General features: G+C 63.4%; 22 protein-coding genes and 1 pseudogene. 10 read left to right on the top strand and 13 right to left on the bottom strand.

What is annotated here, in order from left to right:
- From ftsY to rpoH, 4 genes are all read left to right on the top strand, one after another.
- The coding region (gene ftsY / locus G1E_RS03040) for a signal recognition particle-docking protein FtsY (RefSeq protein WP_256220425.1) at positions 1 to 1,307 on the top strand (1,307 nt) is incomplete at its 5' end.
- 2 nt (positions 1,308 to 1,309) lie between these two features.
- Positions 1,310 to 1,981: a cell division ATP-binding protein FtsE gene (gene ftsE / locus G1E_RS03035; protein WP_009684915.1), complete on the top strand. Its 672-nt coding sequence runs from the start codon at positions 1,310 to 1,312 to the stop codon at positions 1,979 to 1,981.
- Positions 1,978 to 3,003 (top strand): permease-like cell division protein FtsX, encoded by a 1,026-nt coding sequence (ftsX, locus tag G1E_RS03030; RefSeq protein WP_047149609.1) that lies wholly within the window; start codon positions 1,978 to 1,980, stop codon positions 3,001 to 3,003. Before ftsE ends, ftsX begins: the two co-directional genes overlap by 4 nt.
- Before the next feature lie 111 nt (positions 3,004 to 3,114).
- Positions 3,115 to 3,969, top strand: coding sequence for an RNA polymerase sigma factor RpoH (rpoH, locus tag G1E_RS03025; RefSeq protein ID WP_009684917.1), 855 nt, complete (start codon positions 3,115 to 3,117; stop codon positions 3,967 to 3,969).
- Between the two features lie 75 nt (positions 3,970 to 4,044).
- Here the strand turns inward: rpoH and mtgA are convergent, their stop codons facing one another.
- Positions 4,045 to 4,755: a monofunctional biosynthetic peptidoglycan transglycosylase gene (gene mtgA, locus G1E_RS03020; protein ID WP_009684918.1), complete on the bottom strand. Its 711-nt coding sequence runs from the start codon at positions 4,753 to 4,755 to the stop codon at positions 4,045 to 4,047.
- A gap of 64 nt (positions 4,756 to 4,819) precedes the next feature.
- Here mtgA and G1E_RS03015 point away from each other — a divergent pair, with 64 nt between their 5' ends.
- The 4 genes from G1E_RS03015 to trmB all read left to right on the top strand — a co-directional run bounded on the left by G1E_RS03015 (position 4,820) and on the right by trmB (position 7,093).
- Entirely contained in the window at positions 4,820 to 5,191 is a 372-nt protein-coding gene (locus G1E_RS03015) for a DUF423 domain-containing protein (protein WP_009684919.1), read from the top strand.
- A 102-nt stretch (positions 5,192 to 5,293) separates the two neighbouring features.
- Complete coding sequence (thiS, locus tag G1E_RS03010) at positions 5,294 to 5,494, top strand: sulfur carrier protein ThiS (protein WP_009684920.1); 201 nt, start codon at positions 5,294 to 5,296, stop codon at positions 5,492 to 5,494.
- A gap of 54 nt (positions 5,495 to 5,548) precedes the next feature.
- Positions 5,549 to 6,361, top strand: a complete 813-nt coding sequence (locus G1E_RS03005; protein ID WP_009684921.1) for a thiazole synthase — start codon at positions 5,549 to 5,551, stop codon at positions 6,359 to 6,361.
- Between the two features lie 9 nt (positions 6,362 to 6,370).
- The gene (trmB, locus tag G1E_RS03000; protein ID WP_009684922.1) at positions 6,371 to 7,093 is read left to right on the top strand and encodes a tRNA (guanosine(46)-N7)-methyltransferase TrmB; all 723 of its coding nucleotides are present in this window, start codon (positions 6,371 to 6,373) and stop codon (positions 7,091 to 7,093) included.
- Positions 7,094 to 7,935: 842 nt separating this feature from the next.
- On the opposite strand, the gene G1E_RS02995 is transcribed toward trmB, so the two are convergent.
- From G1E_RS02995 to G1E_RS02960, 9 genes and pseudogenes are all read right to left on the bottom strand, one after another.
- On the bottom strand, positions 7,936 to 8,262 hold the full coding sequence (locus G1E_RS02995; protein ID WP_009684924.1) for a DUF3392 family protein: 327 nt from the start codon (positions 8,260 to 8,262) through the stop codon (positions 7,936 to 7,938).
- A 9-nt stretch (positions 8,263 to 8,271) separates the two neighbouring features.
- Positions 8,272 to 9,447 carry a radical SAM family heme chaperone HemW gene (hemW, locus tag G1E_RS02990; RefSeq protein ID WP_009684925.1) on the bottom strand — a complete coding sequence of 392 codons (1,176 nt, stop codon included), beginning with the start codon at positions 9,445 to 9,447 and terminating at the stop codon, positions 8,272 to 8,274.
- On the bottom strand, positions 9,444 to 10,040 hold the full coding sequence (gene rdgB, locus G1E_RS02985) for an RdgB/HAM1 family non-canonical purine NTP pyrophosphatase (RefSeq protein ID WP_033690803.1): 597 nt from the start codon (positions 10,038 to 10,040) through the stop codon (positions 9,444 to 9,446). The genes hemW and rdgB overlap by 4 nt, the downstream gene beginning before the upstream one ends.
- Positions 10,037 to 10,129 (bottom strand): annotated as a pseudogene (locus G1E_RS30115) (DUF4426 domain-containing protein); the annotation flags it as partial. The gene rdgB and the pseudogene G1E_RS30115, both read right to left, overlap by 4 nt.
- Positions 10,130 to 10,168: 39 nt before the next feature.
- Positions 10,169 to 10,789 (bottom strand): methionine biosynthesis protein MetW, encoded by a 621-nt coding sequence (metW, locus tag G1E_RS02980; protein ID WP_009684928.1) that lies wholly within the window; start codon positions 10,787 to 10,789, stop codon positions 10,169 to 10,171.
- Positions 10,790 to 10,796: 7 nt separating this feature from the next.
- Positions 10,797 to 11,936, bottom strand: coding sequence for a homoserine O-acetyltransferase (locus tag G1E_RS02975; RefSeq protein WP_009684929.1), 1,140 nt, complete (start codon positions 11,934 to 11,936; stop codon positions 10,797 to 10,799).
- 88 nt (positions 11,937 to 12,024) lie between these two features.
- Complete coding sequence (locus G1E_RS02970) at positions 12,025 to 12,615, bottom strand: YggT family protein (protein WP_009684930.1); 591 nt, start codon at positions 12,613 to 12,615, stop codon at positions 12,025 to 12,027.
- A 10-nt stretch (positions 12,616 to 12,625) separates the two neighbouring features.
- The gene (gene proC, locus G1E_RS02965) at positions 12,626 to 13,444 is read right to left on the bottom strand and encodes a pyrroline-5-carboxylate reductase (protein WP_047149608.1); all 819 of its coding nucleotides are present in this window, start codon (positions 13,442 to 13,444) and stop codon (positions 12,626 to 12,628) included.
- Between the two features lie 38 nt (positions 13,445 to 13,482).
- Entirely contained in the window at positions 13,483 to 14,178 is a 696-nt protein-coding gene (locus G1E_RS02960; RefSeq protein WP_009684933.1) for a YggS family pyridoxal phosphate-dependent enzyme, read from the bottom strand.
- Positions 14,179 to 14,243: 65 nt separating this feature from the next.
- Between G1E_RS02960 and G1E_RS02955 the strand changes: the two genes are divergently transcribed.
- Positions 14,244 to 15,239, top strand: coding sequence for a type IV pilus twitching motility protein PilT (locus G1E_RS02955; protein ID WP_047149607.1), 996 nt, complete (start codon positions 14,244 to 14,246; stop codon positions 15,237 to 15,239).
- 309 nt (positions 15,240 to 15,548) lie between these two features.
- Here the strand turns inward: G1E_RS02955 and G1E_RS02950 are convergent, their stop codons facing one another.
- On the bottom strand, positions 15,549 to 16,172 hold the full coding sequence (locus G1E_RS02950; RefSeq protein ID WP_009684936.1) for a C40 family peptidase: 624 nt from the start codon (positions 16,170 to 16,172) through the stop codon (positions 15,549 to 15,551).
- Positions 16,173 to 16,338: 166 nt separating this feature from the next.
- On the opposite strand from G1E_RS02950, the gene G1E_RS02945 reads away from it, so the two are divergent.
- Positions 16,339 to 16,758 carry an NINE protein gene (locus tag G1E_RS02945; protein WP_009684937.1) on the top strand — a complete coding sequence of 140 codons (420 nt, stop codon included), beginning with the start codon at positions 16,339 to 16,341 and terminating at the stop codon, positions 16,756 to 16,758.
- Between the two features lie 96 nt (positions 16,759 to 16,854).
- Here the strand turns inward: G1E_RS02945 and G1E_RS02940 are convergent, their stop codons facing one another.
- The gene (locus G1E_RS02940) at positions 16,855 to 17,553 is read right to left on the bottom strand and encodes an SPOR domain-containing protein (RefSeq protein WP_047149606.1); all 699 of its coding nucleotides are present in this window, start codon (positions 17,551 to 17,553) and stop codon (positions 16,855 to 16,857) included.
- A 1-nt stretch (position 17,554) separates the two neighbouring features.
- Positions 17,555 to 19,291 carry an arginine--tRNA ligase gene (gene argS, locus G1E_RS02935; RefSeq protein ID WP_009684939.1) on the bottom strand — a complete coding sequence of 579 codons (1,737 nt, stop codon included), beginning with the start codon at positions 19,289 to 19,291 and terminating at the stop codon, positions 17,555 to 17,557.
- Between the last annotated feature and the right edge of the window lie 202 nt (positions 19,292 to 19,493).

The following is a 19,493-nucleotide window of genomic DNA, read 5'->3' as shown; positions in this document are numbered from 1 at the left end:
CCCCCGCTGTCGAGCACCCTGTAGCCGCTCCGGTCGAGGCCCCCGCTGCTGAAGCGCCGCAGCCTGAGGCGCCCGCGCCTGCCCCGGCAGCCGAAGCGCCGGCGCCGGTCGCTGTGCAGCCGTCGCCGGCCGCTGAACCCGAGCCGCTGGTTTCCCCGCCGCCGGTAGCGCCCGCGCCGCAACCCGTTGCCCCTGCGCCGGTCAGCAACCTGGTACTGCCGGTGGCCGAAGAGCCGGTAGCGCTGGTGCCGGACCTGGAACCCAAGGCGCCACCGGCGATCCCCGAGCGCCCTGCACCTGAGGTGGTTGCCCCGCCGGCCGTGGCTGCCACAGCCGTCGAGGTCGCGCCAGAGCCAGCGGCAGCGCCGGCCGAACAGGCCAAGCCTGGCTTCTTTGCCCGCCTCAAGCAGGGCCTGTCGAAGACCAGTGCCTCCATTGGCGAGGGGATGGCCAGCCTGTTCCTGGGCAAGAAAGTCATCGACGACGACTTGCTCGACGAGATCGAAACGCGCCTGCTGACCGCCGACGTGGGCGTGGAAGCCACGTCGACCATCGTCCAGAACCTGACCCAGAAAGTCGCCCGCAAGCAACTGGCCGATGCCGACGCCCTGTACAAGTCGCTGCAGGAAGAGCTGGCGGCATTGCTGCGTCCGGTCGAGCAGCCACTGAAAGTGCAGGCGCAGAACAAGCCCTACGTGATCCTGGTGGTAGGCGTGAACGGCGCCGGCAAGACCACCACCATCGGCAAACTGGCGAAAAAACTGCAACAGGAAGGCAAGAAGGTGATGCTGGCCGCCGGCGATACCTTCCGCGCCGCAGCGGTCGAGCAGTTGCAGGTGTGGGGTGAGCGTAACCAGATTCCGGTCATCGCCCAGCATACCGGTGCCGACTCCGCATCGGTCATTTTCGACGCCGTGCAGGCCGCCAAGGCCCGCGGCGTGGATGTGCTGATCGCCGACACCGCCGGCCGCCTGCACACCAAGGACAACCTGATGGAGGAGCTGAAGAAGGTGCGCCGTGTCATCGGCAAGCTCGACGCCGAGGCGCCGCACGAGGTGCTGCTGGTGCTCGACGCCGGTACCGGGCAGAACGCCATCAGCCAGGCCAAGTACTTCAACCAGAGTGTCGAATTGACCGGCCTGGCCCTGACCAAGCTCGATGGCACCGCCAAAGGCGGGGTGATCTTCGCCCTGGCCAAGCAGTTCAAGTTGCCGATCCGCTTCATCGGTGTCGGCGAAGGCATCGACGACCTGCGCACCTTCGAAGCGGAGCCTTTCGTCAAGGCTCTGTTCGCCGAGCGAGACTGACCATGATCCGATTCGAACAGGTTGCCAAGCGCTATCCCAATGGTCATGTCGGTTTGCATGAGCTGAGTTTCCGGGCGCGCCGGGGCGAGTTCCTGTTCGTCACCGGCCACTCGGGCGCCGGCAAGAGCACCTTGCTGCGCCTGCTGCTGGCCATGGAGCGCCCGACCAGCGGCAAGCTGATGCTGGCCGGGCAGGACCTGGGCCAGATCAGCAACGCCCAGATCCCGTTCCTGCGCCGGCAGATCGGCGTGGTGTTCCAGAACCACCAACTGTTGTTCGACCGCACGGTGTTCAACAACATTGCCCTGCCGCTGCAGATTCTGGGCTTGTCCAAGGCCGAGATCGCCAAGCGCGTCGATTCCGCCCTGGAGCGCGTGTCGCTGGCCGACAAGGGCGAGCTGTTCCCGGCTGACCTGTCCACCGGGCAGCAGCAGCGGGTCGGCATTGCCCGGGCAATCGTCCACCAGCCTGCGCTGCTGCTGGCCGATGAACCCACCGGTAACCTCGACCCGCGGCTGGCCGCAGAAATCATGGGGGTATTCGAGGACATCAACCGCCTGGGTACTACGGTTTTGATCGCCAGCCACGACCTGGCACTGATTGCGCGCATGCGTCACCGCATGCTGACCTTGCAGCGCGGCCGCTTGATCGGCGATGGGGAGGCCGGGCAATGAGCACTACACGTACGCCAAAGGTTTCCGAGCGCGTTGCGCCGAAGCCAGCCGACCCGCAGCCGGCGAAGAAAAAACGCGGCGAAGACGATGACGGCCCGGATTTCCGCACGTTGTTGCACGCCTGGCTGGAAAGCCACCGTGCCAGCCTGGCTGACAGCCTGCGCCGGCTGGGCAAGCAGCCGATCGGCAGCTTCTTCACCTGCCTGGTGATGGCCGTCGCGCTGAGCATGCCGATGGGCCTGTCGTTGTTGCTGAAGAACGTCGAGCAACTGGGCGGTTCGTGGCAGCGCGCGGCGCAGATTTCGCTGTACCTCAAGCTGGATGCCGGCAGCGGTGATGGCGAGGCGCTGCGTGACGAGATCAAGGGCATGCCCGGCGTGGCAGACGCGCAGTATGTCAGCCGCGAGCAGGCGCTGGAGGAATTCCAGCAGCAGTCCGGTCTGGGCGAGGCCTTGCGCGAGCTGCCGGAAAACCCGCTGCCTGGTGTGGTGGTAGTCACCCCGACCGAGGTCGACAAGCCCGCCCTTGAAGCCTTGCGTCAGCGCCTTGCGGAGCTGCCGCGGGTGGATGTGGCGCAACTGGACCTGGTCTGGGTCGAGCGGCTGGCGGCGATCCTCAAGCTGGGTGACCGGTTCGTCTTCGGTCTGGCGGTGATGCTTATTTCCGCGCTGCTGTTAGTAATCGGTAACACAATTCGTCTACATATCGAAAACCGCCGCATCGAGATCGAAGTGATCAAGCTGGTCGGCGGCACCGACGCCTACGTACGCCGGCCTTTCCTGTACATGGGCGCATTGTATGGCCTGGGTGCAGGGCTGCTGGCGTGGGGGATCCTGGCGTTTGGCCTGAACTGGCTGAACGAGGCGGTGGTAGGGCTTTCCGGGCTATACGGCAGTGACTTCGCCCTGGGCGGAGTGCCGGGGTCCGATGGTCTGTCGCTCTTGATCGGAGCGGTGTTGTTGGGGTATATCGGTGCATGGATTGCAGTCGCCCGCCACTTGAACGAGCTGGCACCGCGATAGTTTTTACAGGCCAGCATTGACATTTTGTTCACGATGGAACTTGTACCGTCGTTCCAGGTCAATGTTGGCAGCGCCCAAAAAGCGCGAGTCTAGTAAGTCGGAGGTTCTTGAATGACCACATCGTTGCAACCTGCCTATGCCTTGGTACCCGGTGCAAATCTGGAAGCCTATGTGCACACGGTCAACAGCATCCCGCTGCTGACGGTCGAGCAGGAGCGTGATCTGGGCGAGCGTCTCTATTATCAGCAGGATGTCGAGGCCGCTCGTCAAATGGTGATGGCCCACCTGCGTTTCGTCGTACATATCGCCCGTAGCTATGCTGGCTATGGGCTGGCCCAGGCCGACCTGATTCAGGAAGGCAACGTTGGCCTGATGAAGGCCGTCAAACGCTTCAACCCTGAAATGGGCGTGCGCCTGGTGTCGTTCGCCGTGCACTGGATCAAGGCCGAGATCCACGAGTTCATCCTGCGCAACTGGCGCATCGTCAAGGTGGCTACCACCAAGGCCCAGCGCAAGCTGTTCTTCAACCTGCGCAGCCAGAAGAAGCGCCTGGCCTGGTTGAACAACGACGAAGTGCATCGCGTGGCGGAGAGCCTTGGCGTCGAGCCGCGTGAAGTGCGCGAGATGGAAAGCCGCCTCAGCGGGCAGGACATGGCGTTCGACCCGGCAGCGGAAGCTGACGACGACAGCGCGTTCCAGTCCCCTGCGCATTACCTGGAAGACCACCGGTACGACCCGGCGGTGCAACTGGAGGATGCCGACTGGAGCGACAACTCCACCAGCAACCTGCACGAAGCGCTGCAAGGGCTGGACGAGCGCAGCCGCGACATTCTCTACCAGCGCTGGTTGGCTGAAGAGAAGGCCACCCTGCATGAGCTGGCAGACAAGTACAGCGTTTCGGCTGAGCGGATTCGCCAGCTGGAGAAGAATGCGATGAACAAGGTCAAGGCACTGATCGCAGCCTGATCGGGCCTTTGTTGCACAGAAAAGCCGCTGGCTCCGACGGAGCGAGCGGCTTTTTCATTTGTGCCGGCACTGCATTCAAAGCTTTCTGGATGAGTCGAGCTGCATCAGGTAGCTGGGGCCACCCAGCTGGCTCATTTGCCGACGAATCCACCCGGCACGGCTTGCCACATAGGCGCTCGGCCGGCTGGCACTCCACTTGATCGGGCTGGGCAATACTGCGGCCAGTTGCGCTGCCTGCTGGCGGGTGAGCTGGCTGGCATCGACACCAAAGTGATAGCGAGCCGCCGCCTGGGCGCCGAATACGCCTTTGCCCCACTCGGCGCTGTTCAGGTAAACCTCGAGAATGCGTTCCTTGGACCAGAGCAGTTCGATCAGTGCCGTGAACCAGGCTTCCAGCCCTTTGCGGAACCAGCTGCGCCCCGACCACAGGAACAGGTTCTTGGCCACTTGCTGGGTCAGGGTGCTGGCGCCACGAATGCTGCCGCCGCGCTCGTTGTAGGCCAGCGCAGCCTGGATAGCCGGGATGTCGAAGCCCCAGTGGCTGGCGAACTTCTGGTCTTCGCCGGCAATGACCGCGACCTTGAGTTCATCGGAGATGTTCTGCCACGGCTCCCAGTCGCGCTGCAGGTCGATGGGGTCGCCATTGACCCAGGATTGCACCTTGCGCTCGACCATCAGCGCCGTGCCGGGCGGGGGCACCCAGCGGAACACCAGCACCAGCACGATGCTGCAGGCAGCGAACCAGAGCAGGGCACGGAAGAGGCGGCGAACAAGGGATGGCAGCATGACGATGGCTTGGCCGTACGGGTGGAAGGGGCCATTATACAGACCCGATCCAAGGAGTCGTCCCATGCTTCGCAGCTTCCTGATGCTTGCCGCCTTTTTCGGCTTTACCGGAGTCGCACTGGGTGCCTTCGCCGCCCACGGCCTGAAAAACCGGCTGACGGCCGACTACCTGGCGGTGTTCCACACCGGCGTGACCTACCAACTGGTGCATGCGCTGGCGATTCTTGCGGTTGCCGTGCTCTCGGCGCACCTGCCCGGGCGCCTGGTGGGCTGGGCCGGTGGGCTGTTTGCGGTGGGTATCGTGCTGTTCTCCGGCAGCCTGTACCTGCTGGCCCTCAGCGGCCTGACCAAGCTGGGCATCATCACCCCGATCGGCGGCCTGTGCTTCCTGGCCGGCTGGCTATGCCTGGGGTTGGCGGCCTGGCGGCTGGGCTGACCAGCTGGTCCACAATCGCGACTAATGGCGCGCACCGCCCTTGGGTTGCGGGGCGGTTCGGCGCTAGAATGCGGGCCCCAAAGAATAATGGTGGCCGTGCGCATGCGCATTCAACTGAACGGTGAACCTTACGAACTGCCTGCCGGCGAGAGCGTTGCAGCCCTGCTGACGCGCCTGGAGCTCAGTGGGCGCCGCATTGCCGTGGAACTGAACCTGGATATCGTGCCGCGTAGCCAGCACGAGAGCACCCTGCTGAACGACGGCGACCAGGTCGAAGTGGTCCACGCGATCGGTGGCGGCTGACAGCAGCCTGGTGGTTCACAAGCAAGCCCTGCAACCTTTTCCCGAGGAACAACGATGAGCAACGTTCGCAGCGACAAGCCCTTCATTCTGGCCGGGCGCACGTTCCAGTCGCGCCTGCTGGTCGGCACCGGCAAATACCGTGACATGGAAGAGACCCGCCTGGCCACCGAGGCCTCGGGTGCCGAGATCGTCACCGTGGCCGTGCGCCGGACCAACCTTGGCCAGAATGCGGGTGAGCCGAACCTGCTCGACGTGTTGTCGCCCGACAAGTACACCATCCTGCCCAATACCGCAGGCTGCTTCGACGCCACCGAGGCCGTGCGTACCTGCCGCCTGGCCCGTGAGCTGCTGCAAGGCTACAAGTCCCACGAGTCGCGGACCTTGGTCAAGCTCGAAGTGCTGGCGGACCAGAAGACCCTGTTCCCCAACGTGATCGAAACCCTCAAGGCCGCCGAAGTGCTGGTCAAGGATGGTTTCGACGTGATGGTCTACACCAGCGATGACCCGATCATTGCCCGCCAGCTGGCTGAGGCGGGCTGCATCGCGGTGATGCCGTTGGCCGGCCTGATCGGCACGGGCCTGGGTATCTGCAACCCGTACAACCTGCAGATCATCCTGGAAGAATCGAAAGTCCCGGTGCTGGTCGATGCCGGAGTGGGCACCGCTTCCGACGCCACCATCGCCATGGAAATGGGCTGCGAGGCGGTGCTGATGAACTCGGCCATTGCCCACGCCCAGCAGCCGGTGTTGATGGCCGAAGCCATGAAGCACGCCATCGTCGCCGGTCGCATGGCCTACCTGGCCGGCCGGATGCCGAAAAAACTCTATGCCAGCGCCTCTTCGCCGCTGGATGGTCTGATCAAGTAAGAGCCCCAGATGACTGATTCGCAAGATACGCCGATCGCCGCCGACGGCGACCAGCGCCCACACCGCCGCATCAAGAGTTTCGTGATGCGTGCAGGGCGCATGACCGAAGGCCAGCAACGCGGCCTGGACCAAGGCGGCCCGCTGTACATCCTGCCGTTGGCCGACAGCCCGGTGGACTACGACCAGGTATTCGGCCGTTGCGCGCCGCGTACCCTGGAGATCGGCTTCGGTATGGGGCATTCCCTGCTGGAAATGGCCGCCGCCGCGCCGGAGCAGGACTTCATTGGTGTGGAAGTACACCGCCCCGGTGTTGGTGCGCTGCTCAATGGTGTGCTGACCCAGGGTTTGAAGAACCTGCGGGTGTATGACTGCGATGCCATCGAAGTGTTGAACCGCTGCGTGGCCGACAACAGCCTCGACCGCCTGATGCTGTTCTTCCCCGACCCTTGGCACAAGGCGCGCCACCACAAGCGCCGTATTGTGCAGCTGGAGTTCGCCGAGCTGGTGCGGCGCAAGCTCAAGCCCGGTGGCGTGTTCCACATGGCCACCGACTGGGAGCCGTATGCCGAGTACATGCTGGAAGTGATGAGTGCTGCGCCGGGCTACCGCAACCGCGCAGCAGACGGTACCTACGTGCCACGCCCCGAAGAGCGCCCGATCACCAAGTTCGAACGCCGCGGCGAGCGGCTGGGGCATGGGGTGTGGGATTTGAAGTTCGAGAAGGTGGACTGATCGGCTGAATCGGCCTTTCGGTACGCTGAGGCCTGTAGAAATGCAGGCCAAAAAAAACCGCTCTGAGATGAGCGGTTTTTTGTGTGAGCAAAAGGACTGAGTATCCTTCGCTTCAAGGCTTCACTGAAAGCTCTACACAGTCAGGTGATCATAGGCACCTTCAGAAGCAGGGTCAATGTGCGGAAATACCCGGCATCAAGTGTGTCGAAGCAGTTAACAGTCTCGGTCAAGTAGACCGGGTATCATCTAGCTGCTCCTGTGAGAGTCCATTCAGTGATGGGTCGGGTAGGAGAAGAATTCTGCTTTCCGGCCCCTTCGACATGGCCTGAGAACCGTGCCGGTGACTTCTTCGAAGGGCCATTAACCTGGCCACTTCACTGAACGCTCTACACAGCTTTCGAAGGCATCGAAGTACCGGTTAGATGCTGGAAGATTGGCCCGCCAACACGGAGGCCAATGCACATGAAGCGATTGCTTGATGCGCTGAGCCGTGTCTGGAGGCTCGCCCGGATTTTGATCTTGCTCAAGACCGTTCGGGACTTCATGCGCGACCACTTCGATGACGCCCGTTAAAGGCTAGTCAAGTGGTAGGGCTGCCCTGGTTTGCCGGGGCAGCTTTTGGAATCTGCGCCCCGCTTGTTTCCTGCGCTGATCAACTAGCGCGATCGGTGTAGGAGCGGCCTTGTGTCGCGATGGGCTGCAAAGCAGCCCCTGCTATCTCAAGCCTTCTGCTGGCAGTGCCGACCTCTTCGCGGGTAAACCCGCTCCTACAGTGATCGCGCATGCTTCCAGAAACTGGGCAAAACAGAATGTCCCACAAGCGTTCAGCCCCAGGCTGTGTCTCAGCCGCGCCGGTCGGCCACCACGCCAATCAGCACCACGACCACCAGCAACACCGGCGCCAGTGCGTAGTTGTTGAACTGGCTCAGCCCCTTCACCACCCAGGGTGTGGCATAGATCAGTGCCGCGCCGCTGCCGACCATCACCATCACCGCCATGAACGGTACGCGTAGGGCGCCACCCAGGCTGCCCAGTCGTTGTTCGGCCCAGCCTTTGACGTCGCTGCCGAACAGCACCAGCAGGCAGCCTACCAAGGCCAGCGAAATTTCTGACAGGTTGCCGCGGCTCCAGCGGGAAACCGTCGCGAGCAGATCAAGTACCAGATCCATGGGTCATCCTTAGGTCAAGAAATACTGCAGCAGGTCATTGAGGAATAGCTGGCCCCTTGGCGTGGCCACCAGTCGATCCGATTCGACCTGCAAAAGGCCCTTTTGTTCGGCTGCGCGACGGGCTTCGCGCAACTGCTCCAGCGGCAAGCCGGTGCGCTGGGTGAACAGCTGGGCTTCCACGCCATCGGTCAGGCGCAGGGCGTTCATCAGGAACTCGAACGGCAACTCGTCGACTGGCAGCAGCTTCTCACCGGCTTTGTACGGTTTGGCCAGGTTCAGGTAGTCCTTGGGCAAGCGAGTCTTCCAGGTGCGCAGGATACGGCCGTCAGCGAAGGTCAGTTTGCCGTGGGCGCCGGCGCCGATGCCGATGAAGTCGCCAAAACGCCAGTAGTTGAGGTTATGCCGCGCAGCGCGGCCGGCCTGAGCATAGGCCGAGACCTCGTACTGGCGAAAACCATGCTCGGCCATCAGCGCCTGGCCGGCTTCCTGGATGTCCCAGAGAATGTCGTCCTCGGGCAGCTCCGGCGGCTGGTTCCAGAATACCGTGTTGGGTTCGACGGTCAGTTGGTACCACGACAGGTGCGTGGGCCCCAGGTCCATGGCTTGGCGCAGGTCGCCCAGGGCGTCTTCCAGGGACTGGTCGGGCAGGCCGTGCATGAGGTCCATGTTGAAGTTGTCGAACCCGGCCGCGCGCGCCATGCCGGCTGCCCGGACGGCTTCGTCACCATTGTGGATGCGCCCCAGGGCCTGCAGCTTGGCCGGCTGGAAGCTCTGCACGCCAATGGACAGGCGGTTGATGCCGGTTTGCCGGTAGGCCTTGAACTTGTCCTGCTCGAAGGTGCCCGGGTTGGCCTCCAGGGTGATCTCGATGTCCGCTGCGAACGGTATGCGCTGCTCCACGCCGCGCAGCAGGCGGCCCAGGGCGCCTGCACTGAACAGGCTGGGCGTACCGCCACCGAAGAAGATCGAGCTGATCGGCCTGCCTTGCACCGCCGCCAGCTCCTGGTCCAGGTCGGTCAACAGCGCCGCGACGTAGGCGTCTTCCGGCAGCTCAGGGCCGGCCGCGTGGGAGTTGAAGTCACAGTAAGGGCATTTGCGCACGCACCACGGAATGTGGATGTACAGCGCCAGCGGCGGCAGGCTGGTAAAGCCCGCCGCGCCAGGGGTAGCCAGCGTTGCGATCATGCCAGGCCCAGGCGTTGGCGCAGCAGGGCCATGGCGCGGGCGCGGTGGCTGAGCTGGTTCTTGTCCACAGGTGCTAGGTCGGCGCTGGAGCAGTTGCGTTCGGGCACCCAGAACAGTGGGTCATAGCCAAAGCCATGCTCGCCACTGGCCTGGAACAGAATGCGCCCTTGCCACAGGCCCTCGCAGAGGATCGGGAGCGGGTCATCCGCGTGGCGTACCAGTGCCAGCACACAGACGAACTGTGCACCGCGCTCGGCTTCTGGCACGTCTTTCAGCGCGTCGAGCAGCTTGGCGTTGTTTGCCGCGTCACCCTTGCCATCGGCATAGCGCGCCGAGTAGATACCCGGCGCACCGCCGAGGAAGTCCACGGCCAGGCCGGAATCGTCGGCCAAGGCCGGCAGGCCGGAAATACGTGCAGCGTTGCGCGCCTTGAGGATGGCGTTCTCGACGAACGACAAGCCGGTTTCTTCCGGCTCTACCTGGCTGAATTCGCCAATCGAGCGCAGTTGCACCGAGTGGCCGAGCATGGCCTGGAGTTCCTTGAGTTTGCCGGCGTTGTGGCTGGCCAATACGAGTTGCTGGAAATTCATCATTCGCCTGGGAACACTTCCTGGTTGAAACTGAGGGAGTTGCTGATGCCGCCGGTTTCGATAATCTGCTTGAACCCTAGCGGGCTGCTGCGCACGGGGCGACGCATGGGCGCTTCCTCCCGGTGTGTGTGTCAGACCGCGAGCTGGTGCTCTTGCAAGCTCGGGCTGCTGACGCGGTAGATGCCGATCTCACCCAGAAGATTAGGCCAAAGCCGGCCACCCCACCCATTGCGGTGCAGGTGGTCGACTGCCAGGCGGTCGAGCACCTTGGCCCGGCGCTCATGCACCAGCTCTTCAAAGTCGGCGAACGTGCAGAAGTGAATGTTCGGTGTGTTGTACCAGGTATAGGGCATGAAGTCCGATACCGGCATGCGGCCTTTGGTCGCCAGGTACCAGCGGCAACGCCAGTGCCCGAAGTTGGGGAAGGTGATGATGCACTGGCGGCCCACGCGCAGCATCTCGTCGAGGATGCGATCGGGGTACTCCACGGCCTGCAGGGCCTGCGTCATGATCACCACGTCGAAACTGTTGCTGGCGAAGTTGCCCAGGCCTTTGTCCAAGTCTTGCTCGATGACGTTCACACCCTTGGCCACGCAGGCGGCGATATTGTCGGGGTCGATCTCCAGGCCATAGCCGGTGACCTGCTTGCGGTCACGCAGCGAGGCCAGCAGTTCGCCGCTGCCGCAGCCCAGGTCGAGTACCCGGCTGCCGGCGGGGATCCAGTCGTGGATGATTTCCAGATCGGCTCTCATGCTGTCCTCAGATGGCAATGCGGTTCATGTAGTTCGAGAAACCCTGCATGTAGCGAGGTGTGGGGATCAAGAAGGCATCGTGCCCATAAGGTGAGTCGATCTCCAGGTAGCAGACGTTCTTGCGCGCTGCCATCAGGGCGTCGACGATCTCCCGCGAACGGGCCGGAGAGAAGCGCCAGTCGGTGGTGAACGACATGATGCAGTAGTCCGCCTTGACGTTGGCCAGGGTGGCTGCCAGGTCGCCGCCGTGGGCGGCAGCCGGGTCGAAGTAGTCCAGCGCCTTGGTCATCAGCAGGTAGGTGTTGGCATCGAACCGCCCGGAAAACTCCTCGCCCTGGTAGCGCAGGTAGCTCTCGACCTGGAACTCGACGCTGTGAAAGTCATAGTTGAGCTTGTCGCTCTTGAGCTCGCGGCCGAATTTTTCACCCATCGAGTCATCGGACAGGTAGGTGATGTGGCCGACCATGCGCGCCAGCATCAAGCCCCGCTTGGGGATCACGCCCTGGTCCTGGAACGAACCGCCGTGGAACTCGGGGTCGGTGAGGATGGCCTGGCGTGCCACTTCGTTGAAGGCGATATTCTGCGCCGACAGTTTCGGTGCCGAGGCGATGTCGACGCAGTGGCGCACGCGCTCCGGGTAGGTCATGGTCCACTGTAGCGCCTGCATGCCACCCAGGCTGCCGCCAACGATGGCTGCCCACTGCTGGATGCCCAGGCGATCGGCCAGGCGCGCCTGGCTGTGCACCCAGTCTTCCACCGTCAGTACCGGAAACTCGGCGCCGTAGGGTTTGCCAGTGGCCGGGTTGACGCTGCTGGGGCCGGTGCTGCCGTTGCAACCGCCGAGGTTGTTCAGGCTGACCACGAAGAAACGGTTGGTATCGATGGGCTTGCCAGGGCCGATGCAGCTGTCCCACCAACCCGGTTTACGGTCGGTGGCAGCATGATAGCCGGCGGCATGGTGGTGGCCAGACAGCGCATGGCAGATCAGCACGGCATTGCTCGCGCTGGCATTGAGGGTGCCGTAGGTCTCGTAGACCAGCTCGTAACTGGCCAGGGAGCGGCCGCAGGCCAGCGCCAGCGGTTCATCGAACCGGGCGGTTTGCGGTACTACCAGACCGACGGAATCTTCGGGAAAGACAGTGGACATCGACCCTGCTCACGCTTGACGGAGGCGTAAGTCTAAAGAGCGCTACCCCCAGCGGCAAGCAAAGGCTTGCCGCTGGGTGCATGCGGGGTCAGATCATCCGCCACAGCTCCTGGGGCATGCCGGCATAGGCAGCCAGCGGTGGCATGACGAACGACTGGATCACCTGAATCGCCAGGAAGGCGAAGATCGGCGAAATGTCCATGCCGCCCAGGTTGGGCACGATGCGGCGGAAGGGGGCCAGCACCGGCTCGCTGATCTGGTAGGCCAGTTCGGCGGCGGGGTTGTGGCTGTTGGGCGCAACCCAGGAAACGATCACCATCACGATCATCGCCACCCAGAAGATCTTCAGGAACAGCGAGGTAATGCCGATGATCGCCCACATCAGCAAGTGCAAGACGTCACCGAAGGTGCCATAGGTGACCATCAGCACAAAGGCCATCAGCAGCGCCTGGATCAGCACCGACAGCAGCAGCGACGAGGTGTCCAGGCCGCCAATGCTGGGGATAATGCGGCGGATCGGCTTGAGCAGCGGCTGGGTGGCGCGCACCGCGAACTGGCACAGCGGGTTGTAGAAATCGGCCTTGACCAGCTGCAGTACGAAGCGCAGCAACACGATCACCAGGTACAGGCTGACCAAGGTTTGCACCACGAAAATCGCGGCGCCGGAGAGTGCATTCATCGATAACTCCTTATTTGCCCAGTTGTTCGGCCAGTTCGGCGGAGCGTGTCGCGGCAGCCTGCAGGGCCTGCTCGACGATCGCCTCGAAGCCGCTGGCCTGGAACGACTTGATCGCCGCTTCAGTGGTGCCGGCGGGCGAGGTGACACGGCGGCGCAGTTCGGCGGCGTCTACATCGCTGGCGACCGCCATGCGGGCAGCGCCCAAGGCCGTGTGCAGGGTCAGTTGCGAGGCGGTTTCACGCGGCAGCCCAAGCTTTTCGCCTGCGGCAGTCATGGCCTCGATCAGCAGGAAGAAGTAGGCCGGGCCACTGCCGGAAACCGCGGTCACGGCGTCCAGTTGCTGTTCCTGCTCAAGCCACAGGGCCGTGCCTACCGCCGACAGCAGTTGCTCGGCCTGCTGGCGCTGTGCGGCCGACACCTCGGCGGTGGCGTACAGGCCGCTCACGCCCTGGCGCAGGAGCGCGGGGGTATTGGGCATGCAGCGCACCACGGGGCGCGCGCCCACCCAGCTTTGCAGGCTGGCGCAGGTGATGCCGGCAGCGATGGAAACGATGAGTTGGCCATCACGCAGGCTGGGTTGCAGGGCCTGGCAAACCGCTTTCATGACCTGCGGCTTGACCGCCAGCACGATCACGTCGGCGCCGTCGATGGCCTGGGCATTGTCCTCGAAGGTTTGGATGCCGTGTTCGGCCTGGATGCGGCTGCGGGTCTCGGCGCCCGGATCGCTGGCGCGAATCTGCGAGGCGTCCAGGCCCTGGGCACGCAGACCTCCGATCAGGCTGGCGGCCATGTTGCCGGCGCCGATAAAGGCAATACGAGTCTTGCTCATGTCAGGTCCTTGTGGAAAAGAGTGAGTAAAGCATGCAATCAGCCCTGGCCGGGGTTGAGTGGGGCGCGGGCGCCGAACAGGGCGGTACCGATGCGTACCCAGGTCGCACCTTGTGCAATGGCCGCTTCCAGGTCGTGGCTCATGCCCATGGACAAGGTGTCCAGCCCCAGGTGCTGCTGTTCCAGCAGGTTACGCAGGCTGGCGAAGGCGGCCTCCTGAGCGGCGCGGTCGTCGGTGGGTTCGGGGATCGCCATCAGCCCGCGCAGGCGCAGGTTGGGCAGGGCCGCCACGGCCTTGGCCAAGGCCGGCAGTTCGGCGGCGGCGCAGCCGGACTTGCTGTCTTCGCCACTGACGTTCACCTGCAGGCAGATGTTCAGCGGTGCCAGCCCGGCAGGGCGCTGTTCTGAAAGGCGTTGGGCGATTTTCAGGCGGTCCACGGAATGCACCCAGTCGAAATGCTCGGCAATGGCTTTGGTCTTGTTCGATTGAATGGGGCCAATAAAGTGCCAGATCAAGGGCAAGTCGCCGAGTGCCTGCTGCTTTGTCAGGGCTTCCTGTAGGTAATTTTCCCCGAAATCGCACACGCCAGCGGCGTACAGCTCGCGGATCGCAGCGGCTGGCTTGGTCTTGCTCACGGCCAGCAGTTGGACGCTGGCCGGCTCACGCCCGGCTGCCTGTGCAGCACTGGCGATACGGGCGGAAATCGCGGAAAGGTTGTCTGCTAGGGTGGACATGGAGGGTGGCCGGCTAGTGTTGGGTTTGCGGCATTCTACCTACTTGAAAGCCTTTGGGGAGTCTCATGGATGTGACCGACCTGTTGGCACGGGCCGTGGCGGTGCAGGCTTCGGACCTGCACCTGGCGGCCGGCCAGACACCCATGCTGCGCCTGGACGGTGAGCTGCAGCGCATGGCCATGCCGCCGCTCGCCGCGGGCGCCTTGGTCGCGGGCATGGCAACCCTGCTCGATGACACGCAGCGCGAGCAGTGGGCGCAAGGGGCTGAACTGGACCTGGCGCTGGCGCTGCCTGCCCTAGGGCGCTTTCGCGTGAACCTGTTTCGCCAGCTGAATGGGCCTGCGGCGACCTTCCGCCTGATCCCAGGGCGTATTGCCACGCTGGATGAGCTAGCGCTGACCGATGTGTTTCAGGCGGTGGTCCAGTACCGCGATGGTCTGGTGCTGGTGGGTGGGCCGACCGGCAGTGGCAAGTCCAGCACACTGGCAACGTTGCTGGACCAGCTGAACCGCGAAAAGGCGCTGCACATCATTACCCTGGAAGACCCTGTTGAAGTGATCCACAGCAGCCAGCGTAGCCTGGTCAACCAGCGCGAGGTCGGCCGCCACAGCAGCGGCTTTGCCCAGGGGCTACGCAGCGCGCTGCGCCAGGACCCGGACGTGATCATGATCGGCGAGTTGCGCGACCTGGAGACCATTCGCCTGGCCTTGCAAGCGGCCGAGACCGGGCACCTAGTGCTGGCGACGGTACATGCGCGCTCGGCGGCCAGCAGCATCGAGCGGCTGGTGGAGGTATTTGCAGCCGATGAAAAGCCGTTGGTGCGGGCGATGCTGGCGGAGTCGTTGCAAATGGTGGTGGCGCAGGTGCTGGTACGCCGCGTGGGCGGTGGGCGGGTTGCAGCGCGGGAAGTGTTGGTGGCGACGCCGGCGGTGCGCAACCTGGTGCGCGAGGGGCGGATGGCGCAGTTGTGTTCGGTGATGCAGGCGGGTGGTGCGCAAGGGATGCGGACGATGGAGGGGGCACTGCGTGGGTTACGAGAGAAAGGCCTGGTTGACGATTGATAGTGCCTCTACAGGCTCTCTCGCCAGCAAGCCAGCTCTCATAGAACAGTACATAACTTATTGATTTAGCGGGATCTTTGTGGGAGCGGGCGTGCCCGCGAACACCGGCATAGCCGGTGCCTGCCACCGCGTCGCCTGCTTCGCGGGCACGCCCGCTCCCACACAGGCCGCGTCGCAGTTACGAATCGAGTTCTGTGTGCGACAGCCCAGCCCGTAGGGCTGTGTGATCTCCCACAGGTTCACCACAGTTCTACAGATTTGAGGGGGAGCTGGCTTGCCGGCGATCGGGCCATTGCAGGTGGAAAAAGCTTAGCGCTTGGCCAGGCTCAGCTGCTGCTCTTTCGGCAGCACCCGTTTGGCGACCACGTAATGCTTCTGCCAGTAAGGCTTGCTCAGGTTGTCGATGCTCACCCGCTTGCCGCGGCGTGGCGCGTGGATGAAACGGTCGTTGCCCAGATAGATGGCCACGTGGTTCACCCGCCGGCTTTTGATGTTGAAGAAGATCAGGTCCCCTGGCTTCAACTCGCCCTTGGCCACTTTCACCCCATGGCCCTGGGCCATGGCATTGGAGGTGCGTGGCAGGTCTACGTTGGCCACGTCGTTGAAGGCGTACTTGACCAGGCCACTGCAGTCAAAGCCCTTTTTCGGGCTGCTGCCACCCCAAACGTAGGGGGTACCGAGTACATTGACCGCGCGGCTGAGCACATCGCTGCTCTGCTTGGGCGACATCGCGGCCACCTTGCTACCGCGCGTGCTGGCGGCGCTGACAGTGCGAGCATGGGGCGCAGTCTGCTTGACCGCTGCATGCCTCACGGCGGCATTGCTGGTGTAGCCGGTGAAGCCATTGGGAAGACGTTGCTCACGATTGGTGGCGTGGGCGGCCAGGGGCAATAATAGGCAGAGGGTCAGCCATGTCTTGAGTAAAGGCGGCATAGATGAAGCTCTTATGAATAGTTATGTGTTGGGCGCGCAACTTTATAACAGCTTTTTGATCAATTTATGATCCGTTGGTCGATTGGCAGGGTGCCATACGTCGGCCTGTGACAAAAAAGTCACATATTTTCTTAGAAAATTTTTCCATAACCCACGAGGGCTAGGCATGAACAGTTATCAACAGGGAACGCCCTACCACGACACGCACAGCAAGACCATCGGCTACCTGCTGTGGATTTTCGGCTTCACCGGGTCGCATCGTTTCTACTACGGCAAGCCGATAACCGGCACCCTCTGGTTCTTCACCTTCGGCCTGCTGGGTATCGGCTGGCTGATCGACCTGTTTCTGATCCCGGCCATGGACCGCGAGGCGGACCTGAGGTTCCAGTCTGGGCGCATCGACTACAACATCGCCTGGGTCCTGCTGACGTTCCTCGGCGTGTTCGGCCTGCACCGGCTGTATCAGGGCAAGTGGGTGACCGCGATCATCTACTTCCTGACCGGTGGCCTGTTCCTGGTAGGGGTGCTGTACGACTTCTGGACACTCAATAGCCAGGTGTCCGAGCGCAACGCGGGGCGGGGCTGAGAGGGCAAGGGCTGCTTTGCAGCCCTGTCGCTAGGCAAGGCCGCTGCACCGGGGCGGCTCAAGTCTGACGGGGGCGCACAGCGCCCCGTTCAAAGGTTACTGGCGGGTCTGGCGCTGTTGCAGCAACAGGTTGGCAAAACCAGCGCCGGCCAACTGTTTCTGCGCACCGGTCAGCTGTTCGCGGTTGCTGAACGGGCCGACCATCACGCGGTACCAGGTTTCTTCCTTGACCGTACCCGACTCCACCTTCACTGACTGCCCCAGCAGAATGATCTGGGCCCGCACCTTGTCGGCGTCGGCCTGTTTGCGGAACGAGCCCGCCTGCAGGAAGTACTGGGTGGTCGCTGCCGGCTTGATCACTGGCGGGGCCGGAGGCGGGGTTTGGCCAAGCAGTGCTGCCTGGGCCCGCGCCGTGTCGATTTTCGCCGCTTCAGCGGGGGTAACCGGTGTGACCGGCTGGGCCGGGACCGGGGGTGTTTTCTCCGGTACGGCCTCTGGCGGCACGATGACTTCCGACTCCGGCAGCAAGGTGTAGAAGTCGTACTTCGGTTTCACCGGCTGTTGCGGTGTGGCCTGCGCAGGCTTGCTGGCTTCGGCCACTTTGTCGGCCTTCTGCTGCTCGGGTTTGGCCCGCTTGATGTCATCGCCGCCGGGTTCGAGCTTCATCAGGAACACGATGAACGCGCCAACGGTCAGGCCGACCGCCAGCCATACCCAGCCGGGAATCGGCTGTTTGGCTGGCGCTGTCTGGCGGCTGGCGCCGCGTTTGGGTGCGGGTTTTTTCTTGGCAGCCAACTTACATGCGCTCCAGGGTTTCCAGGCCGAGCAGTTCCAGACCTTGTTTGAGGGTGCGGCCAGTCAGGGCGGCCAGGCGCAGGCGGCTCTGTTGCTGCTCGGGAGTTTCAGCGGCGAGGATCGGGCAGTTCTCGTAGAAGCTGGAGAACAGGCCGGCGAGGTCGTACAGGTAGCTGCACAGTACGTGCGGTGTGCCTTTCTCGGCAACGCTGTTCAGGGTTTCGCCAAACTGCGCCAGGCGTGCGGCCAGGTCCTGCTCGTGGGCGGCCTGCAGCACGATCTTGCCATCGGCTTGGTCAAAGCGCTTGCCCAGCTTGCGGAACACGCCAGCTACACGGGTATAGGCGTACAGCAGGTAAGGCGCGGTATTGCCTTCGAAGTTGAGCATCAGCTCGAAGTTGAAGCTGTAGTCGCTGGTGCGGTGTTTGGACAGGTCGGCGTATTTCACCGCGCCAATACCCACCACTTCGCCGATGCGGCGCAGTTCGTCGTCGGCCAGGCTCGGGTTCTTTTCCTTGACCAGCGCGTAGGCCCTTTCCTTGGCCTCGGTCAGCAGGTCGATCAGCTTCACGGTGCCGCCGTCGCGGGTTTTGAACGGGCGGCCATCGGCGCCGTTCATGGTGCCGAAGCCCATGTGCTCCATTTGCATCGGGTGGCCGACGAAGCCTGCGCGGCGGGCCACTTCGAACACCTGGTTGAAGTGCAGGGCCTGGCGCTGGTCTACGAAGTACAGGGCACGGTCGGCCTTGAGCACGTTGCTGCGGTAGCGCACGGCGGCCAGGTCGGTGGTGGCGTACAGGTAACCGCCGTCGGCCTTCTGCACGATCACTGGCAGCGGGTCGCCGTCGCTGTTCTTGAACTCGTCGAGGAACACGCACTGGGCGCCCTGGTCTTCGACCAGCAGGCCCTTGGCCTTGAGGTCGGCCACGACATTGGCCAGGTCGTCGTTGTAGGCGCTTTCACCCATCACGTCCGCCATGGTCAGCTTGACGTTGAGCAGTTCATACGTCTTTTGGCAGTGCGACAGCGAAATGTCCTTGAAGCGTGTCCACAGGGCCAGGCATTCCGGGTCACCGGCCTGCAGCTTGACCACCAGGCCGCGGGCACGGGTGGCGAATGCCTCGGACTCGTCGAAACGCTGCTTGGCCGCGCGGTAGAAGTTTTCCAGGTCCGACAGTTCATCGCTGGTGATCGGGTTTTCCTGCAGGTAGGCCATCAACATGCCGAACTGGGTGCCCCAGTCGCCTACGTGGTTCTGGCGAATGACGGTGTCGCCCAGGAACTCCAGCACCCGCGCCACGCTGTCACCGATGATGGTCGAGCGCAGGTGGCCGACGTGCATCTCTTTGGCCAGGTTGGGGGCCGACAGGTCGACCACCACTTTTTGCGCCGGGCCGGCCTTGCGCGCGCCGAGGTGGGCGTCGGCCAGGGCAGCGTCCAGGCGGTTGGCCAGGGCGTCGGTATTCTGGAAGAAATTGAGGAAGCCAGGGCCTGCGATCTCGACCTTGCTGATATCGGCGCTGGCCGGCAGGGCGTTGATCAGTTTTTCCGCCAGGTCGCGCGGCTTCATGCCGGCCGGCTTGGCCAGCATCATCGCGATATTGCTGGCGAAGTCGCCGTGGGTCTTGTCCCGGGCGTTTTCCACCTGGATCGCCGGCGACAGCCCTTCAGGCAGCACACCGTCGGTGACGAGTTGGGTGAGGGCTTGCTGGATCAGCTGGCGAATGGTGTCTTTCATGGGGGTCTCTTTTCGACCGCAAGCGCGGTGCAGCGCTTGGATGCGCAGGTGGAAAAACTGGGCATTATCCGTGCCTGGGAGCGGGTTGCCAACCTTTGGGCTTCACGTTGGAAGGCGCGAGTAGCAAGTCGCAAGTAGCAAGTAGCAAGAAAAAGCTTGGTGGCGCCGCCTGACTCCGTTCCGCTCTTGCTTGCAGCTTGCA

The sequence above is a fragment of the Pseudomonas sp. TJI-51 genome, from assembly GCF_000190455.2.
GTDB lineage: Bacteria > Pseudomonadota > Gammaproteobacteria > Pseudomonadales > Pseudomonadaceae > Aquipseudomonas > Aquipseudomonas juntendi.
The sequence above is the reverse complement of the archived record's forward strand: the minus strand, read 5'-3'. Positions and strand labels throughout refer to the sequence as shown.

Bases quoted from the DNA above. Each gene is read 5' to 3' on its own strand.
- G1E_RS03005 (WP_009684921.1), top strand. From the start codon at position 5,549: ATGAGCAACGTTCGCAGCGACAAGCCCTTCATTCTGGCCGGGCGCACG.
- thiS (WP_009684920.1), top strand. From the start codon at position 5,294: ATGCGCATTCAACTGAACGGTGAACCTTACGAACTGCCTGCCGGCGAG.
- hemW (WP_009684925.1), bottom strand. From the start codon at position 9,447: ATGATCGCAACGCTGGCTACCCCTGGCGCGGCGGGCTTTACCAGCCTG.
- ftsE (WP_009684915.1), top strand. From the start codon at position 1,310: ATGATCCGATTCGAACAGGTTGCCAAGCGCTATCCCAATGGTCATGTC.
- G1E_RS02975 (WP_009684929.1), bottom strand. From the start codon at position 11,936: ATGTCCACTGTCTTTCCCGAAGATTCCGTCGGTCTGGTAGTACCGCAA.
- G1E_RS02995 (WP_009684924.1), bottom strand. From the start codon at position 8,262: ATGGATCTGGTACTTGATCTGCTCGCGACGGTTTCCCGCTGGAGCCGC.
- ftsX (WP_047149609.1), top strand. From the start codon at position 1,978: ATGAGCACTACACGTACGCCAAAGGTTTCCGAGCGCGTTGCGCCGAAG.
- G1E_RS02945 (WP_009684937.1), top strand. From the start codon at position 16,339: ATGAACAGTTATCAACAGGGAACGCCCTACCACGACACGCACAGCAAG.
- trmB (WP_009684922.1), top strand. From the start codon at position 6,371: ATGACTGATTCGCAAGATACGCCGATCGCCGCCGACGGCGACCAGCGC.
- rpoH (WP_009684917.1), top strand. From the start codon at position 3,115: ATGACCACATCGTTGCAACCTGCCTATGCCTTGGTACCCGGTGCAAAT.
- G1E_RS02950 (WP_009684936.1), bottom strand. From the start codon at position 16,172: ATGCCGCCTTTACTCAAGACATGGCTGACCCTCTGCCTATTATTGCCC.
- G1E_RS02955 (WP_047149607.1), top strand. From the start codon at position 14,244: ATGGATGTGACCGACCTGTTGGCACGGGCCGTGGCGGTGCAGGCTTCG.
- G1E_RS02970 (WP_009684930.1), bottom strand. From the start codon at position 12,615: ATGAATGCACTCTCCGGCGCCGCGATTTTCGTGGTGCAAACCTTGGTC.
- G1E_RS03015 (WP_009684919.1), top strand. From the start codon at position 4,820: ATGCTTCGCAGCTTCCTGATGCTTGCCGCCTTTTTCGGCTTTACCGGA.
- proC (WP_047149608.1), bottom strand. From the start codon at position 13,444: ATGAGCAAGACTCGTATTGCCTTTATCGGCGCCGGCAACATGGCCGCC.
- argS (WP_009684939.1), bottom strand. From the start codon at position 19,291: ATGAAAGACACCATTCGCCAGCTGATCCAGCAAGCCCTCACCCAACTC.
- mtgA (WP_009684918.1), bottom strand. From the start codon at position 4,755: ATGCTGCCATCCCTTGTTCGCCGCCTCTTCCGTGCCCTGCTCTGGTTC.
- metW (WP_009684928.1), bottom strand. From the start codon at position 10,789: ATGAGAGCCGATCTGGAAATCATCCACGACTGGATCCCCGCCGGCAGC.
- G1E_RS02960 (WP_009684933.1), bottom strand. From the start codon at position 14,178: ATGTCCACCCTAGCAGACAACCTTTCCGCGATTTCCGCCCGTATCGCC.
- rdgB (WP_033690803.1), bottom strand. From the start codon at position 10,040: ATGATGAATTTCCAGCAACTCGTATTGGCCAGCCACAACGCCGGCAAA.